The organism is Streptomyces melanogenes, from assembly GCF_014649795.1.
Taxonomy (GTDB): domain Bacteria; phylum Actinomycetota; class Actinomycetes; order Streptomycetales; family Streptomycetaceae; genus Streptomyces; species Streptomyces noboritoensis.
In genome coordinates this window covers 1-16,775 of sequence record NZ_BMTS01000028.1, presented here as the reverse complement: position 1 = coordinate 16,775, position 16,775 = coordinate 1, and the positions used below count along the sequence as shown (strand labels likewise).

16 protein-coding genes and 3 pseudogenes are annotated in these 16,775 nt (G+C 72.0%); 8 read left to right on the top strand and 11 right to left on the bottom strand.

The genetic code is table 11. The features are described 5' to 3' along the window. Window positions 1–32 precede the first annotated feature (32 nt). Window positions 33–500, top strand: coding sequence for a DUF5994 family protein (locus IE252_RS36620; RefSeq protein WP_190093798.1), 468 nt, complete (start codon window positions 33–35; stop codon window positions 498–500). A gap of 187 nt (window positions 501–687) precedes the next feature. Then, window positions 688–1,182, top strand: coding sequence for an STAS domain-containing protein (locus tag IE252_RS36615; RefSeq protein ID WP_190093797.1), 495 nt, complete (start codon window positions 688–690; stop codon window positions 1,180–1,182). 72 nt (window positions 1,183–1,254) lie between these two features. On the opposite strand, the gene IE252_RS36610 is transcribed toward IE252_RS36615, so the two are convergent. Both IE252_RS36610 and IE252_RS36605 read right to left on the bottom strand, forming a co-directional pair. Continuing rightward, window positions 1,255–1,656 carry an STAS domain-containing protein gene (locus tag IE252_RS36610; RefSeq protein WP_190093796.1) on the bottom strand — a complete coding sequence of 134 codons (402 nt, stop codon included), beginning with the start codon at window positions 1,654–1,656 and terminating at the stop codon, window positions 1,255–1,257. A gap of 353 nt (window positions 1,657–2,009) precedes the next feature. Continuing rightward, window positions 2,010–2,501 (bottom strand): RrF2 family transcriptional regulator, encoded by a 492-nt coding sequence (locus IE252_RS36605; protein WP_190093795.1) that lies wholly within the window; start codon window positions 2,499–2,501, stop codon window positions 2,010–2,012. Between the two features lie 140 nt (window positions 2,502–2,641). Here IE252_RS36605 and IE252_RS36600 point away from each other — a divergent pair, with 140 nt between their 5' ends. Further along, window positions 2,642–3,382 (top strand): SDR family oxidoreductase, encoded by a 741-nt coding sequence (locus IE252_RS36600; protein WP_190093794.1) that lies wholly within the window; start codon window positions 2,642–2,644, stop codon window positions 3,380–3,382. Window positions 3,383–3,415: 33 nt separating this feature from the next. Here IE252_RS36600 and IE252_RS36595 read toward each other — a convergent pair. Then, window positions 3,416–4,505, bottom strand: a pseudogene (locus tag IE252_RS36595) (MFS transporter). 124 nt (window positions 4,506–4,629) lie between these two features. Here IE252_RS36595 and IE252_RS36590 point away from each other — a divergent pair. Next, window positions 4,630–5,319, top strand: a complete 690-nt coding sequence (locus tag IE252_RS36590; protein ID WP_190093793.1) for an alpha/beta fold hydrolase — start codon at window positions 4,630–4,632, stop codon at window positions 5,317–5,319. Here IE252_RS36590 and IE252_RS36585 read toward each other — a convergent pair. Then, the gene (locus IE252_RS36585; RefSeq protein WP_190093792.1) at window positions 5,222–6,136 is read right to left on the bottom strand and encodes a helix-turn-helix transcriptional regulator; all 915 of its coding nucleotides are present in this window, start codon (window positions 6,134–6,136) and stop codon (window positions 5,222–5,224) included. The genes IE252_RS36590 and IE252_RS36585 overlap by 98 nt on opposite strands. A 145-nt stretch (window positions 6,137–6,281) precedes the next feature. Between IE252_RS36585 and IE252_RS36580 the strand changes: the two genes are divergently transcribed. The 4 genes and pseudogenes from IE252_RS36580 (at window position 6,282) to IE252_RS36570 (ending at window position 13,091) form a co-directional block, all read left to right on the top strand. Then, window positions 6,282–7,016 carry an SDR family oxidoreductase gene (locus IE252_RS36580; RefSeq protein WP_190093791.1) on the top strand — a complete coding sequence of 245 codons (735 nt, stop codon included), beginning with the start codon at window positions 6,282–6,284 and terminating at the stop codon, window positions 7,014–7,016. Window positions 7,017–7,330: 314 nt separating this feature from the next. Further along, window positions 7,331–9,436: pseudogene (locus tag IE252_RS44405) on the top strand (WD40 repeat domain-containing protein); the annotation flags it as partial. Between the two features lie 386 nt (window positions 9,437–9,822). Further along, a complete protein-coding gene (locus IE252_RS36575; RefSeq protein WP_506417302.1) occupies window positions 9,823–11,151 on the top strand; it encodes a WD40 repeat domain-containing protein in 1,329 nt (442 codons plus the stop codon). A gap of 113 nt (window positions 11,152–11,264) precedes the next feature. After that, window positions 11,265–13,091, top strand: coding sequence for an ABC transporter ATP-binding protein (locus tag IE252_RS36570; protein ID WP_190093790.1), 1,827 nt, complete (start codon window positions 11,265–11,267; stop codon window positions 13,089–13,091). A gap of 6 nt (window positions 13,092–13,097) precedes the next feature. Here IE252_RS36570 and IE252_RS36565 read toward each other — a convergent pair whose 3' ends face one another. From IE252_RS36565 to IE252_RS36535, 7 genes and pseudogenes are all read right to left on the bottom strand, one after another. Then, window positions 13,098–13,253, bottom strand: a complete 156-nt coding sequence (locus IE252_RS36565) for a hypothetical protein (RefSeq protein ID WP_190093789.1) — start codon at window positions 13,251–13,253, stop codon at window positions 13,098–13,100. Then, window positions 13,250–13,957 carry a hemerythrin domain-containing protein gene (locus tag IE252_RS36560; protein ID WP_229849029.1) on the bottom strand — a complete coding sequence of 236 codons (708 nt, stop codon included), beginning with the start codon at window positions 13,955–13,957 and terminating at the stop codon, window positions 13,250–13,252. The genes IE252_RS36565 and IE252_RS36560 overlap by 4 nt, the downstream gene beginning before the upstream one ends. Window positions 13,958–14,154: 197 nt before the next feature. Further along, on the bottom strand, window positions 14,155–14,529 hold the full coding sequence (locus IE252_RS36555; protein ID WP_190093787.1) for a hypothetical protein: 375 nt from the start codon (window positions 14,527–14,529) through the stop codon (window positions 14,155–14,157). Between the two features lie 74 nt (window positions 14,530–14,603). Continuing rightward, entirely contained in the window at window positions 14,604–14,993 is a 390-nt protein-coding gene (locus IE252_RS36550) for a roadblock/LC7 domain-containing protein (RefSeq protein WP_190093786.1), read from the bottom strand. A 38-nt stretch (window positions 14,994–15,031) separates the two neighbouring features. Further along, window positions 15,032–15,826 (bottom strand): transcriptional regulator, encoded by a 795-nt coding sequence (locus tag IE252_RS36545; protein WP_190093785.1) that lies wholly within the window; start codon window positions 15,824–15,826, stop codon window positions 15,032–15,034. Then, the gene (locus IE252_RS36540) at window positions 15,823–16,215 is read right to left on the bottom strand and encodes a hypothetical protein (protein ID WP_190093784.1); all 393 of its coding nucleotides are present in this window, start codon (window positions 16,213–16,215) and stop codon (window positions 15,823–15,825) included. Before IE252_RS36540 ends, IE252_RS36545 begins: the two co-directional genes overlap by 4 nt. Window positions 16,216–16,687: 472 nt before the next feature. Next, window positions 16,688–16,775: pseudogene (locus IE252_RS36535) on the bottom strand (IS5/IS1182 family transposase); the annotation flags it as partial.

The window sequence follows — 16,775 nt, the reverse complement described above, 5'->3', positions numbered from 1 at the left end:
GTGTCGGCACACCCGCAGGCAGGCGAACCACCATGGCGGAATCCGACACCCCCACCCCGCCGGGACTCCTTCCGGACGCCATTCACCGAGCGGTGAAGCCCGGAACGGCGCTCCTGCGACTGGAGACGACCCGGTCCCGTGAAGGGGTTCTCGACGGCGCGTGGTGGCCGCGGTCCCGTGACATCGCGGAGGAACTGCCCGCGCTGATCACCGCGCTGACCGAGCACCTCGGCCCCATCACGCGGGTCGGGCTCGACGCCACCGCCTGGCGGGGAATCCCGACGCGTCTGGTGGTCGACGACCGTGTCGTGCACCTCGACTCCTTCCCGGTCGGCGACGACACCGTCCTCGTCACCCGCGGCGACAGCGACCACTTCTCGCTGCTCGTGGTCCCTCCGGGCACGACCGCCGACGCCGCGCGCACCGCGATGGCCCGAGCCGTCCGCGCCGACAACATCACCCAGGCCGCACAGATCCTCATAGCGACCACCCCCGACTGAGGCCGTTCGGACGGCCGGATGAGGTGAGATGGCACGGCGGCCCCGCTCCGGCCGGGCGGCTGACGAGCCGCGCCAGGGTGCCCCATCCCGCGCATCCGGTGGCCTGTTCGTGGCAGGGGGCAGGACTAGGGTGAGGGCAACGCCCCAGCCCCCGGCAGCGTGCCGATCAGCCCCGAGGAGGCCCAGGGTGTCGACCAGTTCCCGAACCACTTCTCTGCCCGCCGCCGCACCGCGCCTGCGTCCTGGCGGGCAAGGCGCCCGTACGTCCGCGCAGGGGCGCCGGTCGCTGCCCGCGCCCACCGTCCCGGGCAGTCGGCCGCCGCCCAGCCACGGCGCCGAAGGATGCGTGGTCATCGCCGTCAGTGGACGTCTGGGTCTCGCCACTGTTCCCCGGCTGCGCGAGCGCCTTGTGCGGGTGTCCCACGGTCCCGGAAACCTCTTGGTCCTCGACCTGTCGGGCGTGACGTCCTGCGACGCCCTCGGCCTGGGGCTGCTCATCGCCACCGCACGCCGGGCCCGCTCCTTCGGCGACGGGCTGTGCCTCCTCGCACCGAGCCCCAGCGTCGCCGCGGCGCTGGGCGCCGCCGGGCTGACCCGGCTCCTCCACGTCCATTCCGACCTCGGCACAACGGCCGGGGCCGTGTTCGCCGTGCCTGCCCCGGAGTTGGGGGCGGCGGCGTAGACGACGCTTCGCCGCGCAGGGGATGCGAGTCAGGGGGACTCCTCCTCGGGCGCTCGCGCCCGGACCGGGCCGTCATCGCGCTCCGCCCGCGCTCGCGCCCGTAACGGGCTGATGCGACACCGCGCCGGGGCCGGAGAGCGCCGGACCCGGCTGGCTGGCGAGCGTGTGAAGCAGGAAGGTGGAGCCCGTGAGTTCGAGGAGCCGGTGCAGGGCGGACGACGGGTAGTGCAGGCGCAGGGTCCCGCCCGCGGCCGTCGTGAGTTCCGCCGCGTCGAGGAAGGTGTTGAGGCCGCTGCAGTCGCAGAAGGTGACGGGGGTCAGATCGACGTCGACGGTCCGGATCCCGTCGTGCAGGCACCGCGCCAGCGTCTCCCGCAGCAGCGGTGCGGTCGCGAGGTCGATCTCACCGGCCAGGGTGATGAGCGCCCGGGCCTCGCGGTCGTGACGGTAGACGTTGAGCTGGGGGAGGGGCATGGTGCCTCGGTTCATGTGGCCCGCCGCGCCATGCGGTACGGCGGTGCCGGAGTCGGCGCCTCGGCCCGCATGTCGCGGTGCGGGTTCCGGTGCGCACGGAGGCGGACGAGCGGCTTCGGCGCCGGGCACGGGTCCCGGCCCGGCGTTCCGGGGTCACTCCTCGAAGGGTGCGCCTGCCGAGCGGACCGGGGTCCGTTCCGACGGGCATCGCGGTCATTCGACACGTGCCGCCGGGGGCTTGGGCGTCTGTGTAGCAGCATAGCCCGCAGACCGACGGGGTGACTCCGGTCGCCCGGCAGGCAAATCCCGTCGTCCCGGGCAGGCCGTCCGGGCGCCGGCCGCACCAGGAACTTTCAACCGTCGGAGGCCTGCGCCGAGTTGAGCCACGCGCCGATGCCCGGCAGGGCCCCGGGCCCGCTGTCCCGCTCCACCGAGCCGACCAGGTCCGCCACCGAGACGCCCCGCAGGGACGCCCGCCAGGCGGCGTCGGCGGCCGACATCGCGCGGGCGATGGGGCACGGCTTCGTGCACTCCTCGGGCGGCGTCCCCAGGGGGCCCCGCTGCCGGATCTCGGTGCACACGAACGCCGGATTCGCGCCATCGACAGCCTGCACCACGTCCAGGGCGGTGATGTCGGCGGCCGCCCTGGTCAGTACGTATCCGCCGGTCTTTCCCTGTACGGACTTCACCAGGCCCGCCCGGGACAGGGCCTGCATCTGCTTGGCCAGGTAGCTGGGGGAGACGTCGTGCAGCTGCGCCAGCCGGGCGGCCGGGACCGGCTCGGTCGCCGCCGTCAGGACCACACAGCAGTGCAGCGCCCATTCCACGCCACCGGACAGTTTCATGCGTCGCCCTCCATTTGACTCGGACATAGACTATCCGAGTATTATCTCGGACATCAGGTATCCGAGTTTGCGTCGAGTCGGTGGCGCTTGGTTCGCTGAAGGTCACAGGCAGTCGCAGACCGACACGGAAGGGCACGGTCATGAAGATCACGGTCATCGGAGGCACCGGACTGATCGGTTCCCAGCTCGTCTCCCGACTCCGCGAGGCCGGACACGAGGTGGTCGCCGCATCCCTGTCGACCGGAGTCGACCTGCTCACCGGCGAGGGGCTCGACCAGGCGCTGGCGGGCGCGGACACGGTCGTCAACGTGACGAACTCCCCGACCTTCGACGAAGCCTCCCCGGACTTCTTCCGCACCACCATGGGTCGGCTGCTGGCCGCGGGCGAGCGCGCGGGCGTACGCCACCAGGTGATCCTCTCCATCGTCGGCGTCGACCGGGTGCCGCAGCTGGACTACTACCGTGCGAAGACGCTCCAGGAGGAGCTGCTGCGGCAGGGCCCCACCGCGTACTCGATCGTGCGCGCCACCCAGTTCTTCGAGTTCATGGACGCGGTCATGTCGTGGAGCACCGAGGACCACACCGTCCGCCTGCCCTCCACCCCTGTTCAGCCCATCGCGACGGCCGATGTCGTCGCCGCCCTCGCCGACGTCGCCACCGCGCCCCCGCGCAACGGCATCCTGGACGTCGCCGGCCCCGATGTCTTCTCGCTGGACGAGCTCGGCCGCCTCACGGTGTCGGCCCGCCAGGACCAGCTCACCGTCGTCACCGACGAGAAGGCGGGCATGTTCGCCGCGGTCGAGGGCGATGTGCTGGTGGCCGGACCGGACGCGCGCGTGGCCCCCACCCGGTACGAGGACTGGCTCAGCACCTCCCGCTGACCGGCCGCGGAGTCCGCCTCAAGCCTCAAACCGTCAGGCTGTAGTGGAGGGTGAGGGCGAGGGGGTGAGGTGGTCGGCGGTGCGCGCCTGCCGGGTGCCGGAGAAGGCGAGTACGAGCGCCTGGACGACCGCTCCGGACAGCCCGATCCACAGCGAGAAGCGGAAGCTGATCCGGTCGGCGAGCACTCCGCCCAGCTGCGCGCCCACCGCCACCATCCCCCAGTTGAACGAGCGGATGGTCGCGTTCATCCGCCCCCGCAGCCCGTCGGGCGTCACCGCTTGGCGGTAGCTGAGTTCGACGGGGCTGCCGATGCCGATGGCCAGGGACACGACGAAGAAGGCCAGCGACGTGGCGGCGAGGGCCCACGGTCCGGGGCGAGCGAGGACCAGGGGCAGCCAGCCGATGGCCGCCACCAGCCGGAAGACGATGAGGGTGGCGCCGACGTCGAGCCTCCTGGTCACCGGCCCCGAGAGCGCGCCGCCGAGTACCGCACCGACGCCCCCGCACGCGTAGGTGGCGCCCAGCCCGAAGTCCCCCGGGTACGGGGTCGTGCGCCTTCACCGAGGCGATCAGCAGGCCGGACACCAGATAGCTGAGGGCGTCCACGAGCACGGCGAGCGGTGCGCCCACGACCTTGATCAGCACCCCGGCGATCAACGGACCGGTCGAGCCGGCGACCGCGTTGGCCTGCTCCACCCGGGCGTACCCCGCGTTGAGCTGTTCCTGGGGGACCAGCCGTGGCACGTACGACTGGTTGGCCGCGTCGAAGAGCAGGCACAACACCCCGAAGGCGAAGACGAACAGGCACAGTGCGGGGATGGTCAGCCGGTCCAGCGCGTAGAGCGGGGGGATCGCACCGAGCAGGACCGCGCGTCCGACATCCGTGGCGACCAGGACCGGCTTGCGCCGGCAGCGGTCCACCACCACTCCGGCCACCAGCCCGAAGAGCAGGTACGGAACCCAGCGGGCGGCGTTGACGAGTCCCACCTGCGTGGCGGACGCGCTCAGCGTCACCGCGGTGAGGATCTGGAGGGCGAGCCCGGTCACCTGCGAACCGAAGGCCGATATGGCCGAAGCGGTCCAGAAACGTATGTAACCAGGGACGTCTACCAGGCGCGGCATGATCGCACGGTACCAGCCGCCGTCGCGCCGTCGGCCACGCCGGATGGGGCCCGATGAGTTCGGCGAGGACCAACAGTCACAAGGGGGAGAAGCAGACGTCCCCGCGCGGAAGGTGCATGCACCCATGACCACGTACGTGTTGATTCCCGGAGCCGGCGGCTCCTCCTGGTACTGGCACGGCGTCACGGACGAACTGGGCCGCCGGGGGCGGGACGTGGTGGCCGTGGACCTGCCGGGAGCGGATGCCGGGGCCGGGCTGCCGGAGTACGTGGACACCGTCGTCGAAGCGGTCGGTGAGCGCGGGGAGTTGGTGGTGGTCGCACAGTCCCTCGGCGCGTTCACCGCGCCCCTGGTGTGCGCGCGACTGCCCGTGTCGCTCCTCGTGCTGGTCAACGGCATGATCCCGCGCCCCGGCGAGACACCGGGGGAGTGGTGGGCCAACACCGGCCAGGAGGCGGCACGCCGCGCGCACGACGTGAGCGAGGGCCGTGACCCGGACGCGCCCTTCGACGTGGCGACGTACTTCCTGCACGACCTGCCGCAGACGGAGATCGACGCCTCGGGGGAGCACGCGGAGGAGGAGTCCGACGCGGTCTTCGCGACACCGTTCACCCTCGATGCGTGGCCGAAGGTGCCGACCCGAGTGGTGACCGCCCGCGACGACCGCCTCTTCCCCGCTGCCTTCCAACGCCAAGTGGCCGAGGACCGCCTCGGTATCACCCCCGACGAGGTGCCCGGCGGTCACTTGGCGGCGCTGAGCCACCCGCAGGAGCTGGCTGACTTGCTGGAGGCTTATGTCCGGGCGGGGGTGTGAGAGGCGTGGCGGCCAGTGTGCCCAGCAAGGTGAGCGCGTCCGCGCTCGGGCTTCCCGGCTCCGCGTGGTAGATCAGGAGTTGCTGGCCGGGTGCGCCGCGTACGTCGAAGCTCTGGTACGTCAGGGACAGCGGGCCCACCTCGGGGTGGAGGAGTTCCTTCGCGCTGTGTGTCTTGCCGTGGACCGTCTGGGCGCGCCACAGCGAGGTGAACTCCTCGCTGGTGGCGGTCAGGTCGGCGACGAGCGCGCGTAGGCGCGGGTAGTGCGGGGTGAGGCCGGTGGCCTGGCGCAAGGCGGCGACGGTCGCCTCGGCCGCCCGTTGCCAGTGGACGAAGAACTGGCGTGCGGCGGGGTCGCGGAAGGTCATACGGGCGAGGTTGTCGGCCCGTTGGAAGGGGGAGAACAGCTCGTCGGCGAGGGGGTTGGCGGCCAGGAGGTCCATGGCCGGGTCGATCACGAACGCCGGAGTGTCGGGGAAGGCGCCAAGGAGCTGCCGCAGTGCGGGGCTCGCGCTCTCGTGCGGCTGTGGGCCGCCGCCGTCCGGCACGCTGCCCGCGAGCCGGTAGAGGTGGTCGCGGGCGTCGTCGTCCAGGTGGAGCGCCCGGCAGAGCGAGTCGAGGATCTGCGGGGAGGGGCGGCGTTCGCGGCCCTGTTCCAGGCGGGCGTAGTAGTCGGCGTTCATGCCGGCGAGCACGGCCACCTCCTCCCGACGCAACCCGGCCACCCGGCGCCGCCCGTAGGAAACCAGGCTCACGTCGTCGGGGTGCAGTCGGGCTCGGTGGGCCCGTAGGAAACTACCCAGTTCACTGCTCGTCACCGCGCCCAGCCTACGGCTGCCGCCGTCCCGTTGACTGGGTGTGTCGTACCCAGGCAGAAGCCGTCCTGGCCGGGGTGTGCCGCGTCGCCGACCGTTGTCCCATCCACTCGTGCAGCAGGCCGAGTCGACGGAGAAGGAGCGCATCATGACGAGGATCGCCAAGGCGGTACTGATCACCGGGGCCAGTAGCGGCATCGGCGCGGCGGCCGCGCGTCGGCTCGCGGCGGACGGCCACCGGGTCTACCTCGGGGCCCGCCGCACCGATCGCCTGGAGGCGCTGGCCGGTGAGATCACCGCGGCGGGCGGCAGTGCGGCGTTCCGCCGCCTGGACGTGACGGACGCTGCCGACGTCCACGCCTTCGCCGAGGCCGCTCGGGCCGAACTCGGCCGCATCGACGTCCTGGTGAACAACGCGGGGGTCATGCCGCTGTCCCGTCTTGACGCGGCGCGGACGGACGAGTGGGACCGCATGATCGACGTGAACGTGCGCGGTGTGCTGCACGGCATCGCCGCGACACTGCCCGTGATGCGGGCGCAGGGCGGCGGCCACATCGTGAACATCGCCTCCGTCGGTGCGTACGAGGTGTCGCCCACCGCGGTCGTGTACTGCGCCACGAAGTACGCGGTGCGGGCGATCTCCGAGGGGTTGCGGCAGGAGTCGGACGGGAGCATCCGCGTCACCGTCGTCTCGCCGGGCGTCACCGAGTCCGAGCTGGTCGACCATCTCGCGGACGCAGAGGCGCGCCGGATCATGAAGGCCTATCGTGCCGTCGCCCTGCCCGCCGAGACGATCGCCGGGGCCATCGCGTACGCGGTCGCCCAGCCGCCGGAGGCCGATGTGAACGAGATCGTGGTACGCCCGGCCGCCAGCGCGCAGTGATGTGCCTGAGGCGACCTACAGCTGGCCGGGCAGCCGACCGAGCATCCGCATGAGGGCCTGCCAGTACTCGCCCATGAGCCTGATGCGGAGCTTGCGCACGGTGTCACCCCTGAGTGTCGTTGGTTGCGGCAACTATACATGGAGTGCATAGCCGTCTGTGGGTGCCCTCAAGGGTATGGTGTTGGTGGGTTGTTGGCGGCTGTCGCCATGAACTGCCGCACCTGGCCGGTGGAGGGCTTGCCCGGCGCGGCCCGTGGTTTCTCACGTGGGTTTCTTGATCGCTCGCGGGAGCCGGTCGGCAACGGGGGAATGCGGTGGCGCGGCCTGAGAAGCCTTTGGATACGGATTCCGGGCCTGCGGCGCTGTTCGCCGACGGGCTGCGCCGGTTGCGCTCGGAGGCGCGCCTGTCCTACCGGGCCTTGGCCGAGAAGACCGGCTACTCCCCGTCGGCGCTGTCCCAGGCGGCCTCCGGGGTGAAGTTGCCGTCGCTGTCCGTCGCGCTCGCCTATGTGGCGGCGTGCGGCGGGGACGGCGCGGAGTGGGAGCGGCGGTGGCGCGCCGCGGTGCGGGAGGTGGTCTCCGCGCCCGCGGACGAGCCGGATTCGGATGTTCCGCCGTACTGCGGGCTGACCCGCTTCGAGCCCGCCGACGCCGGACGGTTCCACGGCCGCACCGAGTTGACCGAGGACCTGCTGCGACTCGTACGCGCACACCGCCTCACCGTCGTCGTCGGCCCGTCCGGCAGCGGCAAGTCCTCGCTGCTGCGCGCCGGACTGATCCCCCGGCTGCGCGACACCGGCGACCCGCTGCCGCGCCCGGCGGTCATACGGATCCTGACCCCCGGGCCCCAGCCGGCCGCCGAGCACCGCAAGCAGCTCATGCCCCACGAGGCGCCGGGGGACACCTGGGTGATCGTGGATCAGTTCGAGGAGGCCTTCACCCTGTGCACCGACCCGGGGCAGCGGGCGGAGTTCCTGGAGATGCTGCTACGCGCCGGGGAGCCCGAGAGCCGACTGCGGGTGGTGCTGGGAGTGCGGGCGGACTTCTACGGCCGTTGCCTTGAGCATCCGGGCCTGGCCGCGGTGGTCCGGGAGGCGAGCTTGCCGGTCGGCCCGATGACGCCCGCCGAGCTGCGCGAGGCGATCGTCAAACCCGCCGCCGGTGCCGGACTGATCGTGGAGCGGGCCCTCACCGCCCGGCTCGTCGACGCGACCAGCGGCCGGGCGGGCGGCCTGCCCCTGCTGTCGCACGCACTGGTGGAGACATGGCGGCGGCGCCGGGGGCGCACCCTGACGCTGGAGGCGTACGAGGCGGCGGGCGGCGTCCACGGGGCGATCGCCCGTACCGCCGAAGACCTCTACGCCGGCCTCGACGAGGAACAGGCCGCGCAGGTGCGGTGGGTCCTGCTGCGGTTGATCACCCCGGGCGAGGGCACCCCGGACACCGGCCATCCCGCCGTGCGCGCCGAACTCGACGACCACCCGGACTCCGGAACGGACCGGGCGCTGGTCCTGGAGCGGCTGGCCCGGCCCGCCTGATCACGGTGGACGACACCGGCGTCCACCTCGCGCACGAAGCGCTGATCACCGCCTGGCCCCGGCTCCAGAAGTGGATCAACGAGGACCGCGAGCGGCTGCGGCTGCACCGCCGCCTGACCGAGGCCGCCCGCGCCTGGCAGGAGCAGAACCGCGACCGCGGGGCGCTGCTGCGGGGGAGCCGACTGGAGGCGGCCCGCGACGCGTTCGGTACACCCGAGGTGGCCGAGGCGGAACTGACAGGCCTGGAAGGGGAGTTCCTCACCGCCAGCACGGCGGCCGCCACCCGCGAACGCAGGCTGCGGCGGGGCCTGTTGGTGTCACTGGCGGTGCTGGCCGTGCTGGCGCTGCTGGCGGCCGGGCTCGCCTGGGGGCAGCGCCAGGACGCCCTCGCCGCCAACCACCGGGCCCAGTCCCGCCAACTCGCGCTCCGGTCCGGGGCCCTGCTGGCGACCAACCCCGACGCGGCCGCGCTGCTGGCCGTGGCGGCCTACCGGCTGAGCCCCACCGACGAGGCGGCGGTGAGCCTGCACGCGGCGGCCGCTCTCCCCCTCGAACGCCGCCTGGTGCTCGGCGGCGCGCTCAACAGGGCGGTGGCGATGGCCTTTTCCCCGGACGGGCGGACCCTGGCCGTGGGCGGCCTGGACGGGAAGACAGGACTGTGGGACACCGCGACGGGCCGGCTGCACCCCTTGACCGGGACGGGCAAGGACCTCAAGGAGGCGGGTGCCATGGCGTTCAGCCCCGACGGCCGCACCCTGGCCGTCGCGTACGCCGACGACACGTTGCGGTTGTGGGACACGGCTGCGGGCCGGATCCGCAGCGAGGTCAGGACGGATGTCTCGGCCGCCCGCGAGCTGGCATTCGCCGCCGACGGACGCTCGCTGATCCTCGCGGGCGCCAACGGTGCCGTGCGGCGATGGGATCCGGAAACCGGCCGGGTGCACCTCCTGCTCGCCGCGGCTTCGGACCAGGTCGCCGTAGCACTGAGCCGGGACGGGCGCACCCTTGCCCTGGGCAGCCCATCCGGCACCGTACGGCTGCGGGACACCGCTACGGGCCGGACCGCGCAGACCCTGGCGGGTTCGGGCGGAGCGGCGCAGACGCTGGTGTTCGGCCCCGACGGCCGCACGGTCGCCGTCGGGCACGCCAACGGGAGCGTACGGCTGTGGGAGCCGGCCGACGGCCGTGTCCGCACCCTCACCGGTCCGGCTGCCACGCTCCGGCATCTGGCCTTCAGCGCGGACGGCCGCACACTGGCCGGCAGCACCATGGGAGGCACGCTCGTCATGGCCGAGGGCCAGCCGGCCATGGACCGCATCGGCCGTGACGCGCCCATCGTGTGGGACGTCGCCTCGGGCCGTACGGTGGCCACCCTCACCGGACACACCGGCATTCCGGAAGCGCTGGCGATCAGCCCCGACGGCCACACCGTCGCCACCGCCAGCACCGACGGCACGGTCCGTCTCTCGGACATCACGCAGAACCAGCACACCTACAAGCTGCTCACCACCGACCTCGAATCCGCGTACACCCTCGCCCTGAGCCCGGACGGCGGCACCCTGGCCACCGGCGACACCGTGGTGCGGCTGTGGGACACCGCCACCGGTCGGCTGCGCGCAACCCTGCGTACTCCAGAGAGGGTGCGCACGGTGGCCTTCAGCGCGGACGGCCGCACCCTGGTCGTGCCCAGCGGTGCGGGCGTACAGCTGTGGGACGTGCCCTCCGGCACCCTGCGAACCACCGTGACGGAACCCGGCGGCGACCCGGTCATGGCGCAACTCGGTCCCGACGGCGGGATTCTGGCCACCATCGGCCTCAACGGGCGGCGACTGCACCTGTGGGACGCGGCGACAGGACGCCGGATCTCGGAGGTGAAGAGGGAGATCACGGGGATGCCGTCCATGGCGTTCAGCCCGGACGGCCGCACCCTCGCCACCGCGGGCACGAAGGAGGTGGAGCTGTGGGACACCGCGACCGGAAACCGGCTCAGCCGTTTCCCGGGCGGCCCGGGCAAGACGGACGACCTGGTGTTCAGCCCCGACGGCCGCACTCTCGCCACCAGGAACCTCGGATCCGTGCGCCTGCGGGACGTGCCGTCCGGCCACGTCCGCGCCGCGCTGCCGCCGTTCAAGGACGTGGCCCGCGCCCTGGTGTTCAGCCCCGACAGCCACACCCTGGCCACCCGCTACGACGAAGCCGTACGTCTGTGGGACACCGCCACCGGCCGCGGCACCGGATTCCTGACCGGCCACAGCGCCCAGCTGGAGCAGGTGGCCTTCAGCCCCGACAACCGCTCCCTGGCCACCGCCGGCGAGGACGGCACCGTGCGTCTGTGGGACGTGCCCACCGGACTCGCCTATGCCACCTTGAGCGGGCACACCAGCGCGGTGACCCTGGTCCTCTACGGCAAGGACGGGCACACCCTGTTCACCAGCGGCAAGGACCGCGCGGTACGGGAGTGGGGCGTACGGGCGTTCAACCCGCGAGCCGCCATCCGCAAGATCTGCACAGCCGTCGGCCGCGACCTCACGACGGCCGAGCAGACCGCGTACACCGCCGGTCAGGCCATCCGGTCGCACTGCTCCCCGGCGGACTGAGATGCGGCTGAGCGTATGTGCGAGGGCCGGTCGGACGAAAACCCGTGGACCCTGCCGGGGCCGACGCGGGACACTCGTGTGTTCACCCGCCGGTCCGAGAGCACAGGGTTGGGATGGGATCACCTGAGTCGAGTGAATCGCGCGAGGGCTTACCGAGCAGGGGCTCGGTGCTCCTCGCACTTCGTTACTACGGGCGCGAACTGGCCCGGCTGCGGCGGCTGACCGCGCCGGCGATGCTGTTGCCGGCGGTCGGCAACATCGGCATCCAGTACGTCGCGCCGCTGGTCGTCGCCAAGCTCGTCGCCCGAATCGCCGGGGACGGCGGCAGCGTCGGCAGGGGCCCGATGCTGCCCTACGTCCTCGGCTTCGCCGGGGTGCTGCTGCTGTCGGAGGGGCTGTGGCGTATCGGGCTGCACTGCCTGAACCGCCTCGACGCCCGCGGTGTCGAGCACCTGTATGTGATCGGCATGGACGAGCTGTTCGCCAAGGACGCCGCCTTCTTCCACGACAACTTCGCCGGGTCGCTGACCAAGAGGGTGCTGAGCTTCGCCACCCGTTTCGAGGACTGCGTCGACACGCTGACGTTCAACGTAGTGGGCAGCTTCGTGCCGCTGGTGTTCGCGTCGGTGGTGCTGTGGCAGTACGACCCGCTGCTCGTGGTGGGGCTGCTGGTGCTGATCGGGCTCACGGCGCTGTGCGTGACACCCCTGATCCGGCGCCGGCAGGCGCTGGTCGCCGAGCGCGAGCAGGCGATCGCCCGGGTGTCGGGCCATGTCGCCGACAGCCTGATGAACATGGACACGGTCCGCTCGTTCGCCGCCGAGGAGCGCGAGGCCGCCGAACACCGCTCCCGCGTCGCGGAGTCGCGGCGGCTCACCCTGCGCTCCTGGGACTACGGCAACCTGCGCATCGACACACTGGTCGCCCCCATGTCCGTACTGACCAATGTGCTGGGCCTGCTGCTCGCCATCGGGCTCGGTGGGGGAGAGCACGGCGTCGAAGCGGTCATCGTGGCTTTCACCTATTACGCCAACGCCACGCGGATCATGTTCGAGTTCAACCAGATCTACCGACGTCTGGAAAGCTCGATGACGGAGGCCTCGCAGTTCACCGAGCTGCTGCTCGAACCGCCGACCGTGCTCGACCCGGCGTCCCCGGAGCCGCTGCCGGACCGGGCGGGCGAGGTGCGCTTCGAAGGGGTGACCTTCGCCCACGCGGGTGGGCGGCCCCTCTTCGAAGGACTCGACCTGGCGGTGCCCAACGGGACGAGGATCGGCCTCGTCGGCCGGTCGGGCGGCGGCAAGACCACGCTGACCCGGCTCCTGCTGCGGATGACGGACATCGACGGCGGGCGGATCCTGATCGGCGGACGGGACATCAGCAGGCTGCGGCAGGGCGAACTGCGCAGCCTGATCGCGTACGTACCGCAGGACCCGGCGATGTTCCACCGGACGCTGCGGGAGAACATCGCCTTCGCCCGCCCGGCCGCCACCGACGAGGAGATCCGCCGCGCGGCCGAGGCGGCGCACGTCACCGAGTTCGCCGACGCGCTTCCCGACGGCTTCGACACCATGGTGGGCGAGCGCGGCGTGAAGCTGTCCGGCGGCCAGCGCCAGCGGGTGGCCCTCGCCCGGGCCATCCTGCGCGACGCCCCGATCCTGCTGCTCGACGAGGCGACCAGCGCGCTGGACTCCGAGAGCGAGATCCTCGTCCAGGACGCGCTGTGGCGGTTGATGGACGGGCGTACGGCGCTCGTGGTGGCGCACCGGCTGAGCACGGTGGCCACCATGGACCAGCTGGTCGTCCTCGACCGCGGCCGGATCGTCGAACAGGGCACGCACCACAAGCTGCTGGCCTCGGGCGGCGCCTACGCGAAGCTGTGGCAGCACCAGTCGGGCGGTTTCCTCGACGACACCCCCGAGCGGGTGGACCGGCGTTGAACGTGGTCAGTCCGACGCCCGCGCCGACCCGAGGGAGAACGTGCCGGTGGCCACGGCCACCAGGGCGAGCCAGCGTTCCAGAGATACGGTTGCCGTCGGTTCGGCATCCGTATCGGGCGTGACGCGGGAGCCGGTTTCCTCGACGGGCTCGGCGGTCGTCATGACAACTCCTTGAGTGGTTGCGGGCCCACGGGCATGGACGCGGGCGTGGGCAGCAGGTAGCGGGAGGAGGGAACCTGGATCCTCCACCGGTCGAGCACGGCGTATGCGGGTTGCCACTGATACGTGTACGCGCGGCGTACGTGTGTCGGCAGCTGAGCCAGTACGACGGTGGTCGTGTGCTCGTCGGCGCCTTCCAGGAGCCAGGGCAGGAGCTGCGCCGCGTGGGGAGCGATCCGCTGGGCATGGGCGCGTCCGAAGTGCTCCCACTGCTCCTCGTCCACGACGGCCTGGACCAGCGGGAATACCGCGTCCTCCTCGTGGGCGAGATGCCCGGCGAGGCCGGTGACCAGCGAGTTGGCGAGCTCACTGAGGAGGACCGGGTCGATGCCGGGGTCGGCCAGGGCCTCGTCGACGGTCCCCACGAGACGGGCGAGCACGGCGTGCTCGACCTCTATCGCCTCCAACCGGGTGAGGTCGTACGGCCGGCCGTCCAGGGCCTCGCGCAGCGCGGGCCACAGGGCGTCGTCCTCGGCGCCGTGGTGGGCGCGCAGGGCCCGTCGGAACATCTCCCAGCCGGCCGCGCCCCGCAGGATGTGCCGAGGGTCGGGGTCGTACCGTGCGGTGATACGGGCGATGTGCCGCAGCTCCCGGCGCAGCGCGCTGTGCATCGCGTGCATCACGGTCATGTCGAGTCTGTCGTTCACGTAGGTGTGCCTCCACGGGAGGGCCATGGGATCACCGCTGGTAGCGGTGTGTTTCCCGGTGCCTCCAGCTTCCGGCGGCGCCGCCTTCGGATCAACGTGGTTTTCGCGCGGTGATCGATAACCCTGCGGTTATCGAGTGCGTGGACGTGCCGGGTCCGGCCTCGGCCCCGGCACGTCCTGCCCGTACGGAAGGGGCCTCACACTTCCAGCATGTCCTCCACCCGCCGCAGTTGATGGCGGGCCATCGCCAGGTTGGCCCGGCTCTTGTCGAGGGCCAGGTAGAGGAACAGGCCGGTGTGGCCGCGGCTCTTGAGTAGCCGGATCAGGTGGTACTGGCCGCCGAGGGTGATGAGGATGTCCTCGATCTCGTCCTTGAGGCCGAGCAGTTCCATGGTCCGCACCTTCGCGCGGACCACGTCGGTGTTTCCGGCGGCGGCCACCGACAGGTCCAGGTCCTTGCCGCCGCCCAGGGTGCCGAGGGCCATGCCGCTGCTGTAGTCGACGAGTGCCACGCCGATCGTGCCCTCGATGGAGGTCATCGCGTCCTTGAGCGCGGTTTCGGTGTTGCCCATGGGGTTCGCACTTCCTTTCCGGTGGGTGCTGTGTGTCGTGTTCCGGGGCCGAGCGGCCCGGGGTCCGGTGCTGGTCATGAGGTCTCCAGCCGTTCGAGCGCGCCGTCGACCAGCTCGCCGATCCGGGCTCCGGCCCGGCGGGCTTCCAGGTGCAGCCGGCCGACGTTGGTGCGCGGCAGGGCGAGCAGGGTGAGTACTGCGGCGGAGCCCGCCGCGTAGGTGGCGGCGTAGCCGTCCTCGCCTTGGACGAGGAGCTCGCGGAAGGCGCCGCGGCCGGTGGTGTGGGTGAGCCGCTGGGCGACGCCGAGGGCGGCGGCGGTCAGCGCGGCGACGGACTCGGCGTCGTCGATGGCGTCCTGGGCGAGGACGAGGCCGTCGACGCTGGCGGTCAGGGCGCCGGTGACCTGCGGCAGGCGCGTGCGCAGTCGGCGTAGTTCGGTGAGGATCTCGGCCTCGGCCGTCATCAGCTGTCTCCTTTCGGCGCGTTGGCGCAGGGCGCGGATCACGGCATGGCCTCCAGGGCGTCCCGCAGCCTGCGGAGCAGGGCTTCGTCCGAGGGTTGGGCCGCCTCCGCGCAGGCGCGCGCGACCCAGTCGGGCACGGTCTCGACCGGGGCGGCCGCGAGGGGCGTCTCGACCGCGCCGACCGCCGCGAGCCTGCGCACGTCGACCATGGTGTGAAAGGCGGGGCGGCCCAGCAGCCGGGCGATGGCGCCCGGGGTGCGGACGCCGTCCACGGCCGCGAGCAGGGCGCGTTGGCGGACGGTGACCGGCAGGCCCGGGCGGTCCGGCACCGGCACGACGGGCGCGGTGTCGACCTCGGGGTGGGGCCAGATCCGGTCGAGCAGTTCCCGGCGGCGCGAGGCCTCCCGGGCCAGCGCGTGGGCGGTGACGGGTCGCACCGGCCCGATCCAGTGCATGGCCCCGTACCGGAACCGGGTGGGCCCCTTGCCGGGTGCGAGCGCGAAGAACGCGGCGTCGTGGAGTGCGCCGAGATGGCACAACTCCAGCTCGCCGCGGGCGACTTGGCCGCTCTCGACGAGGAAGCGGCCGACCGTCCCGCGCCCGCCCGCCTGGTCCACGGCCCGCCGCCAGCCCTCCGGGCGCACCCGGCCGCTCGCGGTGAGCAGCACCTCAAGGCCGGGTGCGGCGGGGCTCTCGGCGTGGACGACCTGCCCGTCGACGAGATAGAGCGTGCCCGTGTCGCGCAGCAGGGCGCCGGTGGCCCGCTCGGCCACGAGGCGTACCAGCATGGGCGAGACGAGCACCGCGTCGCACGGGTCTTCGGTGAGGGTCATCCGAGGACCAGCCGTTGCGCCAGGTCGCGCAGGCGCAGCCGGGCCATGGCGAGGTTGCCCTGCTCGCGGTCGAGCCACAGGTAGAGGAAGAGGCTGCTGTCGAAGGTCGTCTCGACGAAGCGCAGGAGGTGGTAGCCGGTGCGGGCGGTGACGAGTACGTCCTCGACCGGGAGGAGCCCCGCCGGGTCCACCTCGCCCGCCACGAAGGCGGGGTGTTCGGCCGCCGTCCGGGCGAATTCGGCGGCCTCGGCGGCCGTCGCCTCGTGGTCGCCGCAGGGTGAGTCGCCGATGGTTCCCAGGGCCAGCCCGCTGGTCCAGTCGACCACCGCTGCGCCGCGCACACCGGGCAACCCCATGCTCTCCAGCAGGCACTCATCGATTCCAAGCACGCGCGACTTCCTCCCTGGCGCCGCTGCGGACGGGCTCCGCGCGTGGTGCTCGAACGCGGCTGAGGTGACGAGAGGTTACGCAGCGTGTTGCCCATGAGGGGAATTTCTGGCATTTTCCAGCGGAACATGCGCGGGGTTGGCTAGGGTGCGCCGGTTTGGACTTTCGCGGGGGCGGGACGACCTCGTACGCGCGGTATGGCGGCGTCGGACGGTGGCTGTTGTCCGGTTGCTGGGGATACCCGCACCATCCGGACAACAGTGAAACCGGTCAGGCGACATACTCTCGCCTGACCGGTTCACCGAGCCCTGGCCTTCGTTCACGCAGGTGTGGCCGAAGACCGGGCCGGACCCGTCAGGTCACGCCGCCCTGCACACTCGCGGCGCGCTCTCCTTGAGATCGAGCAGCCGGTAGTAGTTCTCCCCGAGGGCGATGTCGCGGAAGGCCCGGTCGTTGAATGAGCCTTTTCCAACCTCACGCTGACGCGTGATGAAGGACCAGAACTGCCTGGACGATCGCGGTGATGCGGTTGGTGCTGCAGCGGAGCTTCCGCAGGAGGCGC

Bases quoted from the DNA above. Each gene is read 5' to 3' on its own strand.
- IE252_RS36575 (WP_506417302.1), top strand. From the start codon at position 9,823: ATGGGAGGCACGCTCGTCATGGCCGAGGGCCAGCCGGCCATGGACCGC.
- IE252_RS36620 (WP_190093798.1), top strand. From the start codon at position 33: ATGGCGGAATCCGACACCCCCACCCCGCCGGGACTCCTTCCGGACGCC.
- IE252_RS36610 (WP_190093796.1), bottom strand. From the start codon at position 1,656: ATGCCCCTCCCCCAGCTCAACGTCTACCGTCACGACCGCGAGGCCCGG.
- IE252_RS36590 (WP_190093793.1), top strand. From the start codon at position 4,630: ATGACCACGTACGTGTTGATTCCCGGAGCCGGCGGCTCCTCCTGGTAC.
- IE252_RS36565 (WP_190093789.1), bottom strand. From the start codon at position 13,253: ATGACGACCGCCGAGCCCGTCGAGGAAACCGGCTCCCGCGTCACGCCC.
- IE252_RS36605 (WP_190093795.1), bottom strand. From the start codon at position 2,501: ATGAAACTGTCCGGTGGCGTGGAATGGGCGCTGCACTGCTGTGTGGTC.
- IE252_RS36600 (WP_190093794.1), top strand. From the start codon at position 2,642: ATGAAGATCACGGTCATCGGAGGCACCGGACTGATCGGTTCCCAGCTC.
- IE252_RS36545 (WP_190093785.1), bottom strand. From the start codon at position 15,826: ATGACCCTCACCGAAGACCCGTGCGACGCGGTGCTCGTCTCGCCCATG.
- IE252_RS36580 (WP_190093791.1), top strand. From the start codon at position 6,282: ATGACGAGGATCGCCAAGGCGGTACTGATCACCGGGGCCAGTAGCGGC.
- IE252_RS36550 (WP_190093786.1), bottom strand. From the start codon at position 14,993: ATGACGGCCGAGGCCGAGATCCTCACCGAACTACGCCGACTGCGCACG.
- IE252_RS36555 (WP_190093787.1), bottom strand. From the start codon at position 14,529: ATGGGCAACACCGAAACCGCGCTCAAGGACGCGATGACCTCCATCGAG.
- IE252_RS36570 (WP_190093790.1), top strand. From the start codon at position 11,265: ATGGGATCACCTGAGTCGAGTGAATCGCGCGAGGGCTTACCGAGCAGG.